Raw genomic sequence first — 17,174 nt, 5'->3', positions numbered from 1 at the left:
TCGAGTGCGTTTTTTAGGAAGGTAAACAATGGCTCTTAGACAGACCATGAACCTGAGTCAATCTCTGGTCATTACTCCACAACTGCAACAAGCGATTAAACTGTTGCAGATGTCGCGTATGGAACTGGAGTCAGCGGTTCGCTCTGAGCTGGAAGAAAACCCAATTCTAGAGGAAGCAGAACAGCTTAAAGAAGAAGATCTGCAGCGTACAAAAGAAGCGGCAGACGAAGTTGCTGGCGAGGGTTCCATCGAATCCACCAACGATCAGATTTCCCAAGACCCACAAAAGCAAGATGAGTTCGAGTGGGAATCTTACATTGAACAAAATCAAAAACCTCCTCAGTCTGGCATGTCCGGTTCTGAAGAGATCATGAATTATGAAAACGTCATCACTGCATCGCAAACACTTCACGATCACCTTTACTGGCAAGTGAAAATGAACGGCTTCTCTGAGGAAGAGGAGCGCGCTGCTGATGCCATTATTGGTGCGATCGATGACGATGGTTACTTCAAAGTTCCAATGGATCAATTGGCAGAGGAAGAAAAGCTCGATAAGGGCCTTTTGGAAGATACTCTGACGCTGATTCATGAGTTCGATCCTCCCGGAGTGGGGGCTCGTGACCTAAAAGAATGTCTGCTTATCCAAGCGAAGCATCTTGAAGAAGACACTCACGATCTTGTAAGCCTTATTACGAATCATCTGAAGGATCTGGAAAAGAAAAATTATGAAGCCATCGCCAAAGCTTTGGGTCGTGATATCGAAGACGTGGTTGAGATGTGTAAAATCATCTACGCCATGGACCCGAAACCAGGCCGTGCGTTCGTTTCCAGTGATACTCACTACGTAACGCCAGACGTTTACGTTTACAAAGTGGGCGACGATTACGTGGTGTCTTTGAATGAAGACGGTTTGCCACGTTTGAAGATTTCAAATTTCTATAAAAACATGCTGAAAAGTGGAAAAACCACGGGCGATAAAACTCAGGATTATATTCAGGAGAAATTGCGCTCTGCTGTCTGGTTGATTAAGTCCATCCACCAAAGACAAAGAACAATCTATAAAGTGGCCGAGTCGATCGTAAAACATCAGCGCGACTTCTTTGAAAAAGGTTCTGAGCATTTGAAACCGATGGTTTTGCGCGATATCGCGAATGACATCGGGATGCATGAATCCACGGTCAGCCGTGTGACGACAGCGAAATACGTGCATACTCCACAAGGTATCTATGAATTGAAATACTTCTTCAATTCAGGGATTTCTTCAGGTGATGGCAGTGATTCGCTGGCGAGTGAATCAGTGAAGGTGAAAATCAAAGACCTGGTTTCCAAGGAAGATCCGAAGAACCCATTGTCAGACCAAAAAATCGTGGATTTGCTGAAAGTCGATGGCATTCAAATCGCCCGTCGTACCGTCGCAAAATACCGCGACGTTTTGAAGATCCTGCCTTCATCCCAACGTAAAAAATACTTCTAGGTCGCGCAGAAAGGGTCTGTGGACCTAGAAAAGTTTCTCCAGGGACGCTAGAATGAAATTCCAGCTGACCTGTGGAGGCAACCTGTGAATTTGAAATCCTTAATTCGTGATGTGCCGAACTTCCCAAAAGAGGGAATTCTATTCAGAGACATGTCACCTCTGTTGCAAAATCCGGAAGCCTTAAGCTTCGTCTCCAAAAATCTGGTGAACGGCACCGCGGAAATCGAGCTTCCCTTAGGCAAGGGTAATATCATGATTGTCGACGATGTTCTGGCTACCGGTGGCACTTTGCAGGCCGCTATTGATTTAAGTAACCATGCTGGGTATACAGTGCAGGCAGTGGCGGTTCTGGCGAATCTGACTTTCCTGAACCAAATGAAGTTTAACGGCAAAGAGGTATTCTCCCTTGTTCAATATTAAAGACGTCGCAGTATTGATGGCCCTTCCGCATGAATCCCAGGGTGTGTTCGAGCACGCGAATATCCCAGTTCACTATACCGGTATTGGTAAAGTGAATGCCGCTTTGACGGCCATGGATGTGATTCACAAAACCAAATGCAAGGTCATTATCAATCTCGGCACTGCCGGCAGTTCAAAGTTTAAAACTCATGAGTTGGTCGAAGTATCGGCCTTCGTACAAAGGGATATGGATATCACTCCGCTGGGATTTAAAGTGGGGGAGACTCCTTTTGATCCCATGCCAGGAAAAATCGATTTGATTCCTTATTTTTCAGAGCTTCCCCATGGAATTTGCAGTACCGGGGATAATTTCGAGACAGGCACGCCGAAGATTCCTTGTGATCTGGTGGACATGGAAGGCTATGCCCTGGCCAAGGTTTGCCGTAAAATGGGAGTGCAGCTGATTTCCTTGAAATATATTACCGATGGTGCCGATCACAATGCCCATAACGATTGGGCGGCCAATCTGTTGCCGGGTGCTAAGAAATTACATTATTTTTATAAGCGAATGGTCACATCCGAGGACACCGCACCTGCTTAATTTCAGGCTTAATTCCTGGCCTAATCCGTGAAAATTTATTTTCTCAAAATGAGAAATTAAATTAACCGCAAATTAATTCCTCCGGTTCTCAATATAGAGCTCATCTTTGGTCTAGCCGGGCCGATAAGAAGCTCAGGAACACACTAGAAGGCCTTGAAAGGGGCTGGAGGAGATAATAATGAAAATGAACACAACCTTTAAGCATCTTGATCACTCCGATTCACTAGTTGAATATACCGAACAACGTATGGAGGAGATCGGACAATTTCTGCTTAGAGAAGGTTACGGGTCCGTTTACTTCAGCAAAACCAAGAATGAATTTTGTGTGGAGATTTCCGTAAACACCCGCGAAAAGTATTTTAAAGCCTCTTCGTTTAGTGTGGATGCGTACGCAGCAGTAGACGCTTGCGTGGATAAACTTGAAAAGCAGTTCTTAAAGACATCGAAAATGTACAAGGATCACAAGAAACCTGAGCTTTCCAAGGAAGGTCGGTTGAATCAAATGCTAAGGCTGAGAAAAGCAGCATAATGCAAAGTTGAAATTCATTTTGTAATTAACAAAAGGTGGTTAGTAACCACCTTTTGTTGTTTAATGTGCTAATGAAAAGCACGGATCCCGGCATTTTTTTTGGTAATTGGTTATTCTCTTCCGTCGTTGAAGACGATGCCGTGACAAGGTCCTATAAATATCGCTTGTTAGTCGCGATCACCCTGCTGACGGGACTGTTCATGTGGATGTACAGCTTCCTTTCTATATTTCTGGTCGCAGATAAGCGTCTCGCAACCATTGGGTTCACTTGCGCCATTGTTCATGCATTCTGTCCGATGTGGTATAAGATGGCCCGCTCCATTGCATTTGCAACCTACGTCATGGTTGCATCGGGAATGGTTTTTCAAACTTCATTCGCCTATTTCACTGGCGGATTTTTTGCTCCCACACTGTTTTGGATTGCGGTGTTGCCGATGATTGTTGGGATATTGACCAACAAAACTCACGCTCTGACGTGGATTTTTATTTGTGTCTCTGGATACGTGATGATGTTCCTTGCTCAGGCAAGGGGGCTTGTGCCGCCAAATCAGTTATCCGAAGACGGAAAAGTCGTTGTTCAGTTTATGGTCGGCTTGGGGTTGATTGCTCTTGTTGGGGGCTTTTCGCTATTCTTTATTGAGCTGGGCTATTTTTATCACAATAAGATTTCTGCCAAAAACATGCAGATTCGCCAGCTCTTCCGGGCTATCACTCATGACATCCTAAACCCTTTGGCGGTGGTGGAAATGACCCAGGCAAAAATTCAAAAACGTTTCCCCGAGCTGGAGTCAGAGCTAAGCCATTCTAAAAAGATCATTGGTAACATTCGTCATACGGTTGAAAATGCCCGCTATTTTGATGCGGCTGATTCCGGCAGAGTGGTGTTGAACATTCTTCCGATCTCGTTAAGCGGATTGATGGAATCTGTAGCGGTGTTGTTTGATGAACGCCTTCGCGAAAAGAGCCTTTCCCTTGAGGTCAGTCCCGAACTTAAATCAGTCTATGTTTTGGGCGATGAAATCAGCCTGCGAACCCAGGTTATAAGCAATGCCATATCGAATGCCATTAAGTTCAGTGATCCAGGCAGTAAAATCGTGGTGAGCGGGGTTTCCCATGGTGGTGAGTTCGAATTGGTGATTCGGGACTACGGCCATGGCATTCCCAATGAGCGTCTGATGCAATGGGAGATCGCGGGGGCCTTGCCTTCATCTGCTGGCACCTGGGGTGAAAAGGGCACGGGATTTGGACTATTGCTCATGAAGCATTACCTCGATAAAGCCCACGGTCGTCTTCAAATTCACAGTATCTGTGATTCAGTGGATCCCTTGAATAAGGGCACCAGAGTTAGTCTTTTCCTTAAGATCGCCCCGCAATAGGTTGACCCCCAAATTCGATTTTGATAGGTTGCGTAGCAGACTTTAAAGTCGTTAATCAATCATTGTTACACTCTGCCCCGGTTAGAGTGTGGCTGCTTCGTCCATAAGGAAAAATAGAAGTGAAAAACTATCTTTTTACGAGTGAATCTGTTTCTGAAGGCCATCCGGATAAAATGGCCGACCAAATCTCTGATGGCATCCTGGATGCTATTCTTGCTCAAGACCCAAAAGGTCGCGTTGCCTGTGAGACTTTGCTAACTACAGGTTTGATCGTTGTCGCTGGTGAAATCACAACTTCTGCAAAAGTTAACTTTTCAGAGGTAGCTCGTGATGTTGTTAAACGTATTGGTTACGACCATTCTGACAAGGGTTTTGACTACAAAACTTGTGCAGTAACGGTTGCAGTTGGCCAGCAATCTCCTGACATCGCAGTCGGTGTTAAGGAAACTTTGTCTGACGACCAGGGTGCTGGCGATCAGGGCTTGATGTTTGGTTACGCTGTTAACGAAACTCCAGAATTGATGCCTCTTTCAATCGCGATGTCGCACCGTTTGGTGAAAGATCTTGCGACTCTTCGCAAAGCAAACAAAGTGGATTGGTTGCGCCCGGATGCTAAATCCCAAGTAACTGTTCAATACGAAAACGGTATCGCAAAACGCATTGATGCAGTGGTTATCTCCACTCAGCATGCGGAAAGCGTTTCCAATGCAACAATCCAGGAATTTATCACTGAAGAGTTGATCAAAAAATCAATCCCGGCTCAGTGGATCGATGCAAAAACTAAATTCTTCATCAATCCCACTGGCAGATTCGTTACGGGCGGTCCAATGGGTGATGCTGGTTTGACGGGTCGAAAAATTATCGTGGACACTTATGGTGGCCATGGTGCACACGGTGGTGGCGCTTTCTCTGGTAAAGACCCTTCAAAAGTGGATCGTTCTGCGGCTTACGCAGCTCGTCACATTGCGAAGAACATCGTGGGTGCAGGGTTGGCTGACCGTTGCTTGCTTCAAGTTGCTTATGCGATTGGTGTTGCTGAGCCGGTTTCAATCACTGTGAATGACTTCGGTACAAGCAAAGTGGGTTCTGAAGTGCTTGAAAAAGCAGTTCGTCAGGTCTTTGACTTGCGCCCAGCTCGCATTACGAAGGATTTGGACCTTTTAAGACCGATTTACTCTCAAACTGCTGCGTACGGCCACTTCGGTCGTAATGAAGAAGGTTTCTCTTGGGAGAAGCTAAATAAGGTAGATCAGCTAAAAGAGGCTGTAAAAGGCTTGGTTTAGGACCTGTTAGATTTTGAAATTTATTAATCATTGCGCCGAGTTGTCTCTAGCAACTCGGCGCTTCTTTTATAATAATGGCGCCAATGGATCCAAAGTTTATACGTAACTTCGCAATTATCGCTCATATCGACCACGGCAAATCAACTTTGGCGGATGGTCTTCTTTCAGCAACTGGTTCTCTTTCCGATCGTGAAAAGAAAGAACAGTTCCTGGACAACATGGAACTTGAGCGTGAGCGTGGGATCACAATCAAAGCTCAAACAGTGTGCCTGGATTTCAAATCGAAAGACGGCAATATGTATCAGATCAACCTGATCGATACACCGGGGCACGTGGACTTCTCTTACGAGGTGTCTCGTTCATTGGCTGCTTGTGAAGGCGCGATCTTAGTTGTCGATGCCGCACAAGGGGTGGAAGCTCAAACTCTCGCAAACGTTTATCTTGCGATGGAAAATAATCTCGAGATCATTCCGGTTTTGAACAAAATCGATTTGCCATCTGCTGACCCAGAGGGTGTAGCAAGACAAATTGAAGACACTGTCGGATTGGATACAACGGGAATCATTCACGCGTCTGCCAAAGAGAAAATCGGTATCACTGATATTCTTGAAGCGATCGTTGAAAAAGTTCCGCCACCGAAAGCAGACAACACGCTCACTCCGCGTGGTTTGATTTTCGACTCTTGGTTCGATGCTTATCAAGGCGTTGTTGTCCTGGTTCGTATGGTCGATGGCACAATCAAAAAAGGCGACAAAATTAAATTCATGGCCACGGATCGTGACTATGAAGTTTTGCGTATGGGTAAATACAAACCATTCCCGGCTCCTCAAGACACTCTTGAAGCGGGCGAAGTGGGCTTTATCATCTGCGGTATCAAGGATATCCGTGACGTTAAAGTGGGTGACACTGTTACCGGTGCTAAACATCCAGCAGCAGAGCCTTTGGCAGGTTTCCAAAGAATTAAGCCGATGGTCTTCGCAGGTATTTTTCCAGTCGTAGCTTCCGAATACGAAAGCTTGAAAGACGCTTTGGATAAACTTTGTTTGAATGACTCGTCGTTATCATTCGAAGTTGAAAAATCCGCGGCCCTTGGTTTTGGTTACCGTTGTGGTTTCTTGGGCCTTCTTCATATGGAGATCGTTCAAGAGCGTTTGGAGCGTGAGTTCAATCTTGATTTGATCACGACAGCTCCAACGGTTGTTTACCAAATCACGCAAACGGACGGCACAGTTTTGATGTTGGAAAATCCATCGGGCATGCCTGATGAATCTAAAATTGCAAAATTTGAAGAGCCTTACGTAAAGGTGACTTTGCATACCCCCACTGAATACATCGGTGGAATCTTAAAGCTTTGTGAAGACAAGCGCGGCGCTCAGCTTAAGATGGAATATGTGAACGAAAAGAAAGTTATCATCGAATACAAACTTCCGATGAATGAAATGGTTATGGATTTCTATGACCGTTTGAAATCCATCTCTAAAGGCTATGCGTCTTTGGAATATGAATTCATCGGCTTCGAGGAAGCTGACCTTGTGAAGTTGGATATTTTGATCAACTCTGAGCCGATCGATGCCTTATCATTGATTGTCCACAGATCAAAAGCGGTCACTCGTGGTCGTAAACTGACCGAGAAAATGAAAGAACTCATTCCTCGTCAGCAGTTCCAGATTAATATTCAAGCGGCAATCGGTTCAAAAATTATCGCTCGTGAAACCCAAGGCGCGATTCGCAAGGACGTTACTGCCAAATGTTATGGTGGTGACATCTCCCGTAAACGTAAGCTTTTGGAGAAACAAAAAGAAGGTAAGAAGCGCATGAAGTCCGTCGGCTCCGTCGATGTTCCTCAGGAAGCATTCTTGGCAATCTTGAAAGTAGAGGACTAGGTTATGTCTAAGGATCAGGCAATCAAACCAAAACCATGGGACTGGAGAACGAAACACTTTTGGACAGAGGGTTGGGGTTCGCTCTTCCTTGCGGTTTTCATCGCATTGTTCATTCGCTGGGGCTTCGTTGAGGCTTACGTGATTCCATCAGGATCCATGCTTCCAAGCTTGTTGATTCATGATCATATCTTTGTGAACAAATTCACCTACGGTTTGCGAGTGCCATTCAGTGAAAACTGGCTGGTTAAATTCAGCGAGCCAAAACGTGGAGAAGTGATCGTTTTTAAATTTCCACGCGATATGAGCACGTTCTTTATCAAACGTATCGTGGGTGAATCGGGTGATAAGATCTACTATGAAAACGGAACTCTTTTCGTGAACGACAAACCTGTTGAAAAGAAAGTTCCGGCTTCTCAAGTGGACTTTGATTGGTTGCGTGATGCGGATTTCACTCGTGACGGGAACGTGAACGACGCGAAATCCAATTACGTTGAATTTACCGAGGCACTTCCCCCTGGAAAAGACGGCGGTGAAGGCAAAGATCATTCGATCCTGCTTCGCAAGGGTGATTTCTACGAAACATTCGGCCCAGTGGTAGTTCCAGAAGATCACTTGTTTGTTATGGGTGATAATCGTATGAACTCCATGGACAGTCGTGTTTGGGGTTTCCTTCCTAAGCAAAATATTTTGGGACGTGCGATGTTCGTTTGGTTGTCTTGCGAAGAAACCATTCCAGCTTTGCCAATGCTTTGCAATCCGCTGACGATTCGCTGGAAGCGTTTCTTCCATCCTGTAAACTAGTCAATGACCTCACAAACACCAGCTGGAAAAAATCTGAAAGGAACGTGGAATCAGGCGATTCTAACGTTCCTTTTTCCTATTTTACTGGTGTTGGGTGTGCGCTGGGCGTTGTTTGAGCCCTTTGTAATTCCCTCTGGCAGTATGATCCCGAATCTTTTGATTCACGATCATATCCTGGTTAAGAAATTTGCCTATGGATTGCATCTTCCTTTCAGTGACAAGTGGCTGTTTCAGTGGGCTCCACCTCAGCGCGCTGACATTGTGGTTTTCAAATATCCTGAAAATCCCGACGTGTACTACATCAAGCGATTGATCGGTGTTCCTGGTGACGAAGTCGTAGTGAAAGCGGGTCAAATCACCTTGAATGGAGAAGCTCTGCCTCTTGATCATCGTCAAGATAGCCAGTTTGAATCCGGCTTTACCTACTACGACGAACATTTAGATAGCAGCAGTCATCTGATCCGTTTTATGGATTATAAGTTCGATGATGATCCCCCGGCTCAGACTTTTAAAGTTCCCGAAGGTCACTATTTCTTTATGGGCGACAATCGCGATCAATCCAGTGACTCCCGAGTCTGGGGATTCGTGAAAGCGGATTACGTGGTAGGGCGTGCCTGGGCCATCTGGCTTTCCTGCGACAGCACTTTGCCTTCAATGCGATTCATGTGTGATCCGGCGCAAATGCGATGGTCCCGACTATTTAAAACTATTCAGTAATATCAAATACATACATCTGTGATAAAAGTTAAACAGGCTGGTTTATTTTACATTTGGACACATTGCGTTATTCCGTAAGGCCGATGTGTGGTACTAGAGGCCATTCATCAATCCAAGGAGTAAAAACATGAAAATGCTTTCTTTTGCTATGACATTGTTAATGTCAATTAGCGCTTTCGCATACAGCACGAACTATACAAATCTTGAAGACCGTACAAACTATGTTGAAGCTGTAACTGCTTCCAATCAAGACGGCGTGATTTCATTGCGCGTAGTTGTTGAAACAGACGGTAAAGTATTGCCGACGGTACTTGTTTCTGAACAAGCAAACGGTTTCAAATGTAAAGTTACTGACGTCTTGTTATTGGATAGCTCATATAACTCAGCAAAAAGAACATTCACTCAATCTGTAGAAGCCAAAGTTATCTGGACTCCAGGTCGTGAAAACAGCGGTTGCTTGGTAGAGTTCTTCCATAAATCTCTGTATGGCACAAAAGCCGTGATTTTCATGGAAAACAGAGACGTAAATCCATCTCCAATCATCGAAGACGAATACTAGTTTTTTCGTATTTCCAAAAAAGCTATCCGCGATTACAAAAGTTAGATAAGATTTTTCCATGACTCGTTGGCGGGAATACTTAACAACTTTGGTGATCGCGGTTTTTTTTGCGCTTTTCGTGCGCAGCTATCTGATCACTGCCTACAAGGTCCCGACGGGCTCAATGCAGCCGACTCTCAAACCCGGTGACTTTATTTTTTCATCCCGCGTGGCCTACGGGATTCAGATTCCTCTGTCAGACAAAAAATGGCGCATTCTTTTTCCCAGTCGTGGCGACGTGGTGGTTTTTAACTATTCAAATCAGAATGATATCTCGAATGTGAAGCGGGTGATTGGCCTGCCGGGGGATAAAATTCAGATTCAAAACGGGCGTTTGATATTGAATGATCAGCCGCTCGAGTACGCGAAAGTCCCTGACAGTCGCATCGACAATCCGAACCAGGATTTGTTCGAGATCTTCGAGGAAAAATACCAGGACATGTCCTGGAAAGTGATTTTTCAAAAGCAATTCGAAGCCAAGGATTTCGGTCCTATCGTTGTGCCTCCTGAAGAAGTCTTTATTTTAGGTGATAACCGTGATGCGAGTGACGACTCGCGCTATTGGGGCACGGTTCCGGCATCGCAAATCATGGGTAAGGTCGTTCTGATCTGGCTTTCCTTGGATTGGCAGGAGAAGTGGGGTGGAGACCGTTATCCTTCGGTGCGTTGGAACAGAGTTTTTTCCGCGGTTCATTGACAGGAATCTCAACGCCTTCTAGGCTGTTCTTCTAGATGTCATCTAGAACTCAGCACTCCATTCTTGATTTAGTTAACCTTGAAAAAGAAAAGATCGGTCGTCTATTTTCAACAGCAGACCAGTTGGCAGCTAATCCATTTTTACCATCCAAGGGCTTCGGAAAAACCGGAGCCCTTTTGTTTTTTGAAGCCAGCACCCGAACTCGAATGAGCTTTGAAACCGCTTGCGCACATCTTGGAGTTTATCCGCTGCTTCTGGATGGGAAATCCGGCAGCAGTCTTGAAAAGGGTGAAACCCTCGAAGACACAGTATTGAATGTTGCGGCTATGAAGCCGGCATTTTTGGTGATTCGTTCCGGGGATGAGTTGGATTTCAACGCCATCGCCAGCCAAGTTGGTATGCCAGTCATTAATGCGGGTTGGGGCAAGCGCGGGCATCCGACACAAGCCTTGTTGGATGCGTATACAATCAGAAAGCATCTGGGATCCATCGAGAATCAAAAAGTTCTAATCGTGGGCGATGCCCGTCATTCGCGCGTCGCTGCTTCTCATATTGAGCTCGCAGCAAAGTTAAACTACTCGGTTGCGTTTTGCGGTCCTCAGGAGTTCTTGCCAAACCATGCAGGCGTGAAAGTTTTTGCTTCGCTTTCCGAGGGGTTGAAGTGGTGTTCAGTGGCTATGGCCTTAAGAGTTCAGCTCGAGCGCCATGAAGCCAGTCATTCGCTGGCGAACTATCGCAGGGATTTCGGTTTTACAGTTGAAAATTTAAAAGATCTTTCAAGCAACGCACTCATCATGCATCCGGGGCCCATTAATCAGGGAACCGAGATGGATGCTGAAGTTTTGCAGAAGGATCCGCGTTGTCGCGTGCTGGATCAGGTCACTAACGGTGTCTTGGTTCGCCAGGCGGTCTTGCTTGATGTCTTGGAGGGAGTATGAAGGGTTGGCTTGTTTTAGAAACGGGCGAAGTTTATCAGGGAGCCTGGCATGGTGGTGAAAATCGTGCGGGTGAAGTGGTCTTCAATACCTCTCACTCTGGTTACGAGGAAATCGCAACCGATCCCTCTTATTTTTCGCAGATCGTGGTGATGACCGCACCGATGCAGGGAAATTACGGGATCGAGGACGAGGCGTGGGAGTCCCGTCAGCTGTGGATCGAAGGATTCATTTGTCTTGAAGTTCAGGATTCCGAACGGGATCAAGCCTGGAAAAAACGTCTGATCGAAAACAAAATTCCGATGCTGACGGAGCTCGACACCCGCCATCTGGTTCTAAGACTTCGCAATGGGGGCACGCCTTGGGGAGCTTTGGTTCAGGCCGCTGATCAGAATCAGGCCAAAACAATTGCCATGGATTTGATCGCGAAAAAGAAAACTTTGGACAAGGACTGGGTTTTCCTGGCTTCGCGTCCGGCGCCAGAAGTTCGCAGAGGCGATAATATGGTGGGGCCGCGTGTGGCGGTTCTGGATTTTGGCAGCAAAGAAAACATCCTTCGCGAACTGCAAAATCGTTGTTCCGAAATCAAAATCTTCAACAGCCGCAGTTCCGTTCAGGAAATCATGGATTATAACCCCGATGGGATTATGTTGACCAACGGTCCCGGGGATCCTGCAGATGTGAAGGTGGCAATCGGCACGGTCAAAGAGCTTTTGGGAGTAAAACCCATCTTCGGAATCTGTATGGGACATCAGATCCTAGGTTTGGCCCTGGGGGGCAAGACCTATAAGCTGAAATTTGGCCACCGTGGCAGCAATCATCCCATTAAGGATCAGATTTTAAATCAAATTTATATGACCAGCCAAAATCACGGTTATGCCGTTGATCCGGCAACTTTGCCTGACGATGTCAAAGTGACGCACACCAATCTAAATGATGGCACTGTGGCAGGTTTTTATAGTGAAAAAAGAAAGTGTTTGGGAATACAATATCATCCTGAAAGTTGCCCAGGCCCGCATGAAGCGAGTGGTCTGTTTGGATATTTTGTAGAGCGGATGATATGAACGAATACGAAAAGTTAATCGAAAAGATTCTTAATCATTTTGTTAGCGATGCCTTCAAGGATGAGTTGGCTATGGCCAAAAAGGAATTCTTTGAGAATGCCGGCACTCTGGACGAGAACTCCGAGCATTATGAATCCCGCATGGCACAGTTTTATGATTGGTATTTCTTTACACGGGAACTAAAAGGTTTCGGCCAGACTCCATTGGATGCCTGCCACCTGGTCCGTGAGCTTCGTTTCACAGAAGACGAAAAAGAACTTATCGAAGTTTTGAAAAAACACCGTCATTCCATTTTCGAGTTTAACAAGATCAAGAACGGCGATGTGTATATCAAGGACCTTATGGCCAACAAGAAGTTGGTTGTGAAAGAGTCACCATATGTTTTCGGATTTGATCCAGATGAATTGTTTGAAGTTCGTTTGATTCCTCATGGGGAGTCTTACATTTTCACTCGTGGCTTTTGCTTCCATCCGGAAAGTGCCAAGAAGTTTATCTTAAGTGAAGTCAAACGCCATCGCAAAGACCCGGATTTGGATCCTGATCTGATGATGCTTCGTTTGATCAAGATGAGATATAAGTTCGAGCAGTACAAGCACGTAAGGCCGGAAATGATTTACTCCAACGAGGGTAAGCTCGGTATTTAATTTTATTTTATTAACTCCGGTATATCCGGAGTTTTTTTTGCGTAAGTTTTGACATTAGTTTTTTGCAAGGGGGAAAGAGTGCCACGTAAGTCCGACATTAAGAAGGTTTTGATTATAGGATCCGGACCGATCGTGATTGGACAAGCCTGTGAGTTTGATTACTCCGGCACTCAGGCCTGTAAGGCGCTGATGAAGGAAGGACTTGAAGTCATCCTGGTGAATTCAAATCCCGCAACAATCATGACCGATCCTGAAATTGCGACTCGTGTTTATGTGGAGCCTTTAAAGGTCGACTATCTTGAAAAAATCATTGCCAAGGAAATGCCCGATGCGGTGATCCCCACATTAGGGGGACAAACGGCTCTGAATCTGGCTTTGGATCTGCATGGCAAAGGCATTCTGCAAAAATATAAAGTGCAGCTTCTGGGCGCGACACCTCAGGTGATTAAAGCCGGGGAAGACCGCGAAATCTTCCGTGGCCTGCTTGATAAAATCGGTGCGCGCTATCCGAAAAGCCACTTGGTTCGTACTTTCGAGCATGGCTTGCAGGTCGCAGATGATTTGGGTTACCCATTGATTCTTCGTCCAAATTATACTCTGGGCGGTGGTGGTGGCGGTATTGCTTACTCTCCGGAAGAGTATCAAAACATGCTGGTGGGTGCGCTTCATGAAAGCCCGACTTCCGAGGTTCTGGTCGAAGAAAGCATTTTGGGTTGGAAGGAATTTGAACTTGAAGTCATGCGTGACTACAAAGGTTCCTTCGTTGTGGTTTGTTCCATCGAAAATTTCGATCCATGCGGGGTGCACACGGGCGACAGTATCACCGTCGCTCCTCAACAAACCCTCAGTGATCGTCAATATCAGGCCATGCGCGACGAAGCCTGCAAGATTATCAACGAAGTTGGAATTCAAACCGGTGGAGCGAATATTCAGTTTGCGGTTCATCCGACCACGCACGAGCGCGTGGTGATCGAAATGAATCCGCGAGTCAGTCGTTCCTCTGCGTTGGCCAGCAAGGCGACGGGATTTCCTATCGCAAAAATTGCGGCATTGTTGTCGATCGGTTACAGCCTTGAAGAGTTAAAGAATGATATCACTCAAGTGACGCCTTCTTGCTATGAGCCTGCACTGGATTACGTGGTCACAAAAATTCCTCGTTTTGCCTTTGAAAAGTTCCAAGGCTCCAAAGATTCTTTGACCACGCAAATGAAAAGTGTCGGCGAAGTCATGGGGATCGGGCGCACCTTGCAGGAATCCATGATGAAGGCATTGGCAAGTCTTGAGACCAGTCCTCAGGCGATTCCAGAAGTGATTCTGGAGACGGGCAAGATTTCCTATCCAAACAGTCAGCGTATTTATCATCTTTTCCAGGCCTTCCGTGATGGGAAAACCGTGGCCGAGATTCAGGATCTGACGGGAATCATTCCGTACTTCCTTGAACAGGTTGAAAGTTTGGTTAAGTTTGAAACCAAGTTTAAAAATGAATTTAACGAAAGCAATACTGATTTGCTATTGGCAGCTAAACGTAAAGGCTTCACCGATGCGCGCCTGGCAAGCCTGTTGGGCCAGGATGCAAAGTTCATTCAGACTTTGCGTGAACAGCATCAGATGTTTCCGAAGTATTCCCAAGTGGATACTTGCGCCGGGGAGTTTGAATCCTCAACTCCTTATTTTTACTCCAGCTACTGGGCTTATGAATCAGCCCAAGTAAATGCGAAAGACGCCGTCGTGGTTATCGGCAGCGGTCCTAATCGTATCGGTCAGGGTATCGAGTTTGATTACAGCTGTGTTCGCGGGGTAAAAGCCTTCCGTAAGAACGGCAAAAAAGTTGTCATGGTGAACTCCAATCCTGAAACTGTATCGACCGACTACGATACTTCGGATGTATTGTTCTTTGAGCCACTAACATCAGAAAGCCTGATCGAAATCATGCGGTTTATGAAGCCATTTGGATTTGTGGCGCAATTAGGTGGGCAGACTCCTATCAATGTGGCACCCGATTTGGTAGCTGCAGGCTATCAGTTGATGGGTTCATCACTGCAGACGATTGATCTGGCAGAGGACCGCGGTCTATTCACCAAGATCTGTAAGGAATTGAATTTTGAAATTCCGAACTCCGCAATGGCGGGATCATTGGAAGAAGCGCTAGCGAGCGAAAAACAAGTCGGCTATCCGATGATCTGTCGTCCAAGTTATGTTCTGGGTGGACGTCGCATGGAAGTGATTGAAAATCGTGACGAACTGATTTCATACTTCCAGCGCCACGGGGATTATATCTCTGCGGATAAGCCTTGTATGATGGATCAGTTTCTTGCCGGCGCCCTTGAAGTGGACGTGGATCTGGTGCGCGGGGTTGATTGGACACTAGTTGGTGGCGTGGTCGAACATATCGAAGCGGCGGGAGTTCATTCCGGTGACTCTATGGGTGTATTGCCTCCGCACCGCTTGAAAAATGAAACCTGTGATCGCATCGAACAGCTCAGCATTCAATTGGCAAATCGCATTGGTGTGATCGGTCATCTGAACCTGCAGTTGGCTGTAAAAAACGATATCGTCTATATGCTTGAAGCCAACCCACGCAGCTCGCGCTCGGTACCATTTGTAGCCAAAGCCACAGGTATTCCGTTGATTGACCTGGGCGTGGCAGCAATGTTGGGTAAAAAAGCCAATCAGTTACAACTTGAAAAACTGAAATGGAGAAACACCAACACGGTTTCAGTAAAAGGTGTGGTTTTCCCTTTCAAGAAGTTCCCGGAGTCGGATTCTATTCTGGGGCCAGAGATGAAATCCACTGGCGAAAGCATGGGGCGTGGTAAGGATTATTCTGAAGCTTTGTGCAAGGCCTTCCTTTCAAGTAACATAAGACTTCCAAAAACCGGTCAGGTCTTCTTCTCTTTGCGTGATAAAGATAAAGAAGCGATGCTGCCACTGGTTCGCGAACTGCAAAGAATGGGTTACGGGGTTTCTGCCACTACGGGAACAGCGGCATTCTTTAATGATAAAGGTGTTAACTGCTTGTCGTTAAGAAAGGTCGATGAGGGTCGCCCTCACTGTGTGGATAAAATCCGTTCTGGAGAAGTGGCTTTTGTAATCAACACCACTTCGGGTCGACGTGCGATCGAGGCCAGCTTCGACATTCGTCGAGCTTGCACAGACTATAATATTCCATGCCTGACCGAGAGTGACGCTGCCGAAGCCTTTGTTCTTGCTTTAAAAAATACACGAAATGAGTCATCATCAGTCGAAGCATTGCCTTCGATGGAGGTCTTTTGATTTCATTTTCACGTTTTTTTGGAAAAGCCGTGGTTGCTGCATTGGCGGTAACCACATTTACACTCACCACAGTTCACGCTGCGGATAAAACGCCAAAGCAACTGACGATCGGGATGATTCCCGGTGGTGACCCCAAAAAAGAAACAGAGCAGGGCGTGGCCCTTGCTCAGGAATTGCAGACGCGTTTGCAAATTCCCGTGACGATGTATATTTCAAAAAACTATGCAGGTCTTGTAGAGGCAATGAAAAACAAAAAGGTGGACTTCGCCTTTTTCTCCTCTTCCACCTATGTATTGGCAGAAAAACAGGCGCAGGCTAAGGTTCTGTTGAAAAAAGTTTGGCACGAACCGTACTACTACTCGGCGATCATAGTGCCCGCAAATTCCAAAATCAAAAGCGTCAAGGATCTTAAAGGCAAGCGTGTGGCTTTTGTAGATGAACAATCGTCCTCGGGATATCTGTATCCTCTGGTCGAGATTCGTAAAAGAGGCTTGGTAGACAAAGATTTAAAAATCCAGTTTACGGGGAATCACCAGGCTTCGATCAAGGCGCTTGAGTCCAATGAGGTCGATGCGGCCGCAGTATTCAGCGATGATGAAAAAGGCAAGCAGGGGGCGTGGGTTAAGTTCGCTGACGCCAAAAAGAAATACAGGGTCATTTGGATGAGCCAGCCGATTCCCAATGATCCTTTCTGTGTTCGCCAGGATTTTTATGACGAATATCCTAAGGTCACACACGATATGATGTTCGCTTTGATCGATATTCTGGAACAAACTGCGGAAAAAAACCCTTATTCTGAAATTTTAGGTTCTCGTGACTTGATGCCAGCCACTTCTAAACAGTATGATCCTGTGAGGGAGATGGTGAAAGCTTTGAATATTGAGCTGAAACCGTAATGAA

General features: G+C 46.0%; 16 protein-coding genes. All 16 read left to right on the top strand.

Going from position 1 to position 17,174, the window contains the following annotated elements; translation table 11 throughout:
• Positions 1-28 precede the first annotated feature (28 nt).
• Positions 29-1,474: an RNA polymerase factor sigma-54 gene (gene rpoN, locus ACLVWU_RS14960; RefSeq protein WP_413575646.1), complete on the top strand. Its 1,446-nt coding sequence runs from the start codon at positions 29-31 to the stop codon at positions 1,472-1,474.
• Positions 1,475-1,558: 84 nt separating this feature from the next.
• On the top strand, positions 1,559-1,894 hold the full coding sequence (locus tag ACLVWU_RS14955) for a phosphoribosyltransferase family protein (RefSeq protein WP_413575645.1): 336 nt from the start codon (positions 1,559-1,561) through the stop codon (positions 1,892-1,894).
• 16 nt (positions 1,895-1,910) lie between these two features.
• Positions 1,911-2,474 (top strand): 5'-nucleosidase, encoded by a 564-nt coding sequence (locus ACLVWU_RS14950; RefSeq protein WP_413578801.1) that lies wholly within the window; start codon positions 1,911-1,913, stop codon positions 2,472-2,474.
• A 178-nt stretch (positions 2,475-2,652) separates the two neighbouring features.
• Positions 2,653-3,003: a ribosome hibernation-promoting factor, HPF/YfiA family gene (gene hpf / locus ACLVWU_RS14945; RefSeq protein WP_413575643.1), complete on the top strand. Its 351-nt coding sequence runs from the start codon at positions 2,653-2,655 to the stop codon at positions 3,001-3,003.
• Between the two features lie 71 nt (positions 3,004-3,074).
• Positions 3,075-4,379 (top strand): sensor histidine kinase, encoded by a 1,305-nt coding sequence (locus tag ACLVWU_RS14940; protein ID WP_413575642.1) that lies wholly within the window; start codon positions 3,075-3,077, stop codon positions 4,377-4,379.
• A 113-nt stretch (positions 4,380-4,492) separates the two neighbouring features.
• On the top strand, positions 4,493-5,662 hold the full coding sequence (gene metK / locus ACLVWU_RS14935) for a methionine adenosyltransferase (RefSeq protein WP_413578800.1): 1,170 nt from the start codon (positions 4,493-4,495) through the stop codon (positions 5,660-5,662).
• 83 nt (positions 5,663-5,745) lie between these two features.
• The gene (gene lepA, locus ACLVWU_RS14930; protein WP_413575640.1) at positions 5,746-7,545 is read left to right on the top strand and encodes a translation elongation factor 4; all 1,800 of its coding nucleotides are present in this window, start codon (positions 5,746-5,748) and stop codon (positions 7,543-7,545) included.
• A 3-nt stretch (positions 7,546-7,548) separates the two neighbouring features.
• A complete protein-coding gene (lepB, locus tag ACLVWU_RS14925; protein WP_413575639.1) occupies positions 7,549-8,346 on the top strand; it encodes a signal peptidase I in 798 nt (265 codons plus the stop codon).
• 3 nt (positions 8,347-8,349) lie between these two features.
• Positions 8,350-9,063: a signal peptidase I gene (gene lepB / locus ACLVWU_RS14920; protein ID WP_413575638.1), complete on the top strand. Its 714-nt coding sequence runs from the start codon at positions 8,350-8,352 to the stop codon at positions 9,061-9,063.
• A gap of 127 nt (positions 9,064-9,190) precedes the next feature.
• Entirely contained in the window at positions 9,191-9,622 is a 432-nt protein-coding gene (locus ACLVWU_RS14915; protein ID WP_413575637.1) for a hypothetical protein, read from the top strand.
• A 58-nt stretch (positions 9,623-9,680) separates the two neighbouring features.
• A complete protein-coding gene (gene lepB / locus ACLVWU_RS14910; RefSeq protein WP_413575636.1) occupies positions 9,681-10,358 on the top strand; it encodes a signal peptidase I in 678 nt (225 codons plus the stop codon).
• Positions 10,359-10,393: 35 nt separating this feature from the next.
• Positions 10,394-11,296 carry an aspartate carbamoyltransferase catalytic subunit gene (locus tag ACLVWU_RS14905; RefSeq protein ID WP_413575635.1) on the top strand — a complete coding sequence of 301 codons (903 nt, stop codon included), beginning with the start codon at positions 10,394-10,396 and terminating at the stop codon, positions 11,294-11,296.
• Positions 11,293-12,357 (top strand): glutamine-hydrolyzing carbamoyl-phosphate synthase small subunit, encoded by a 1,065-nt coding sequence (gene carA / locus ACLVWU_RS14900; RefSeq protein WP_413575634.1) that lies wholly within the window; start codon positions 11,293-11,295, stop codon positions 12,355-12,357. The genes ACLVWU_RS14905 and carA overlap by 4 nt, the downstream gene beginning before the upstream one ends.
• Positions 12,354-13,001 carry a hypothetical protein gene (locus tag ACLVWU_RS14895; protein ID WP_413575633.1) on the top strand — a complete coding sequence of 216 codons (648 nt, stop codon included), beginning with the start codon at positions 12,354-12,356 and terminating at the stop codon, positions 12,999-13,001. The genes carA and ACLVWU_RS14895 overlap by 4 nt, the downstream gene beginning before the upstream one ends.
• Positions 13,002-13,079: 78 nt before the next feature.
• Positions 13,080-16,274, top strand: a complete 3,195-nt coding sequence (carB, locus tag ACLVWU_RS14890; RefSeq protein ID WP_413575632.1) for a carbamoyl-phosphate synthase large subunit — start codon at positions 13,080-13,082, stop codon at positions 16,272-16,274.
• Positions 16,271-17,170 (top strand): phosphate/phosphite/phosphonate ABC transporter substrate-binding protein, encoded by a 900-nt coding sequence (gene phnD, locus ACLVWU_RS14885; protein ID WP_413575631.1) that lies wholly within the window; start codon positions 16,271-16,273, stop codon positions 17,168-17,170. The genes carB and phnD overlap by 4 nt, the downstream gene beginning before the upstream one ends.
• Positions 17,171-17,174: the final 4 nt, after the last annotated feature.

The organism is Bdellovibrio sp. HCB290, from assembly GCF_047305925.1.
Classification (GTDB): domain Bacteria; phylum Bdellovibrionota; class Bdellovibrionia; order Bdellovibrionales; family Bdellovibrionaceae; genus Bdellovibrio.
The sequence above is the reverse complement of the archived record's forward strand: the minus strand, read 5'-3'. Positions and strand labels throughout refer to the sequence as shown.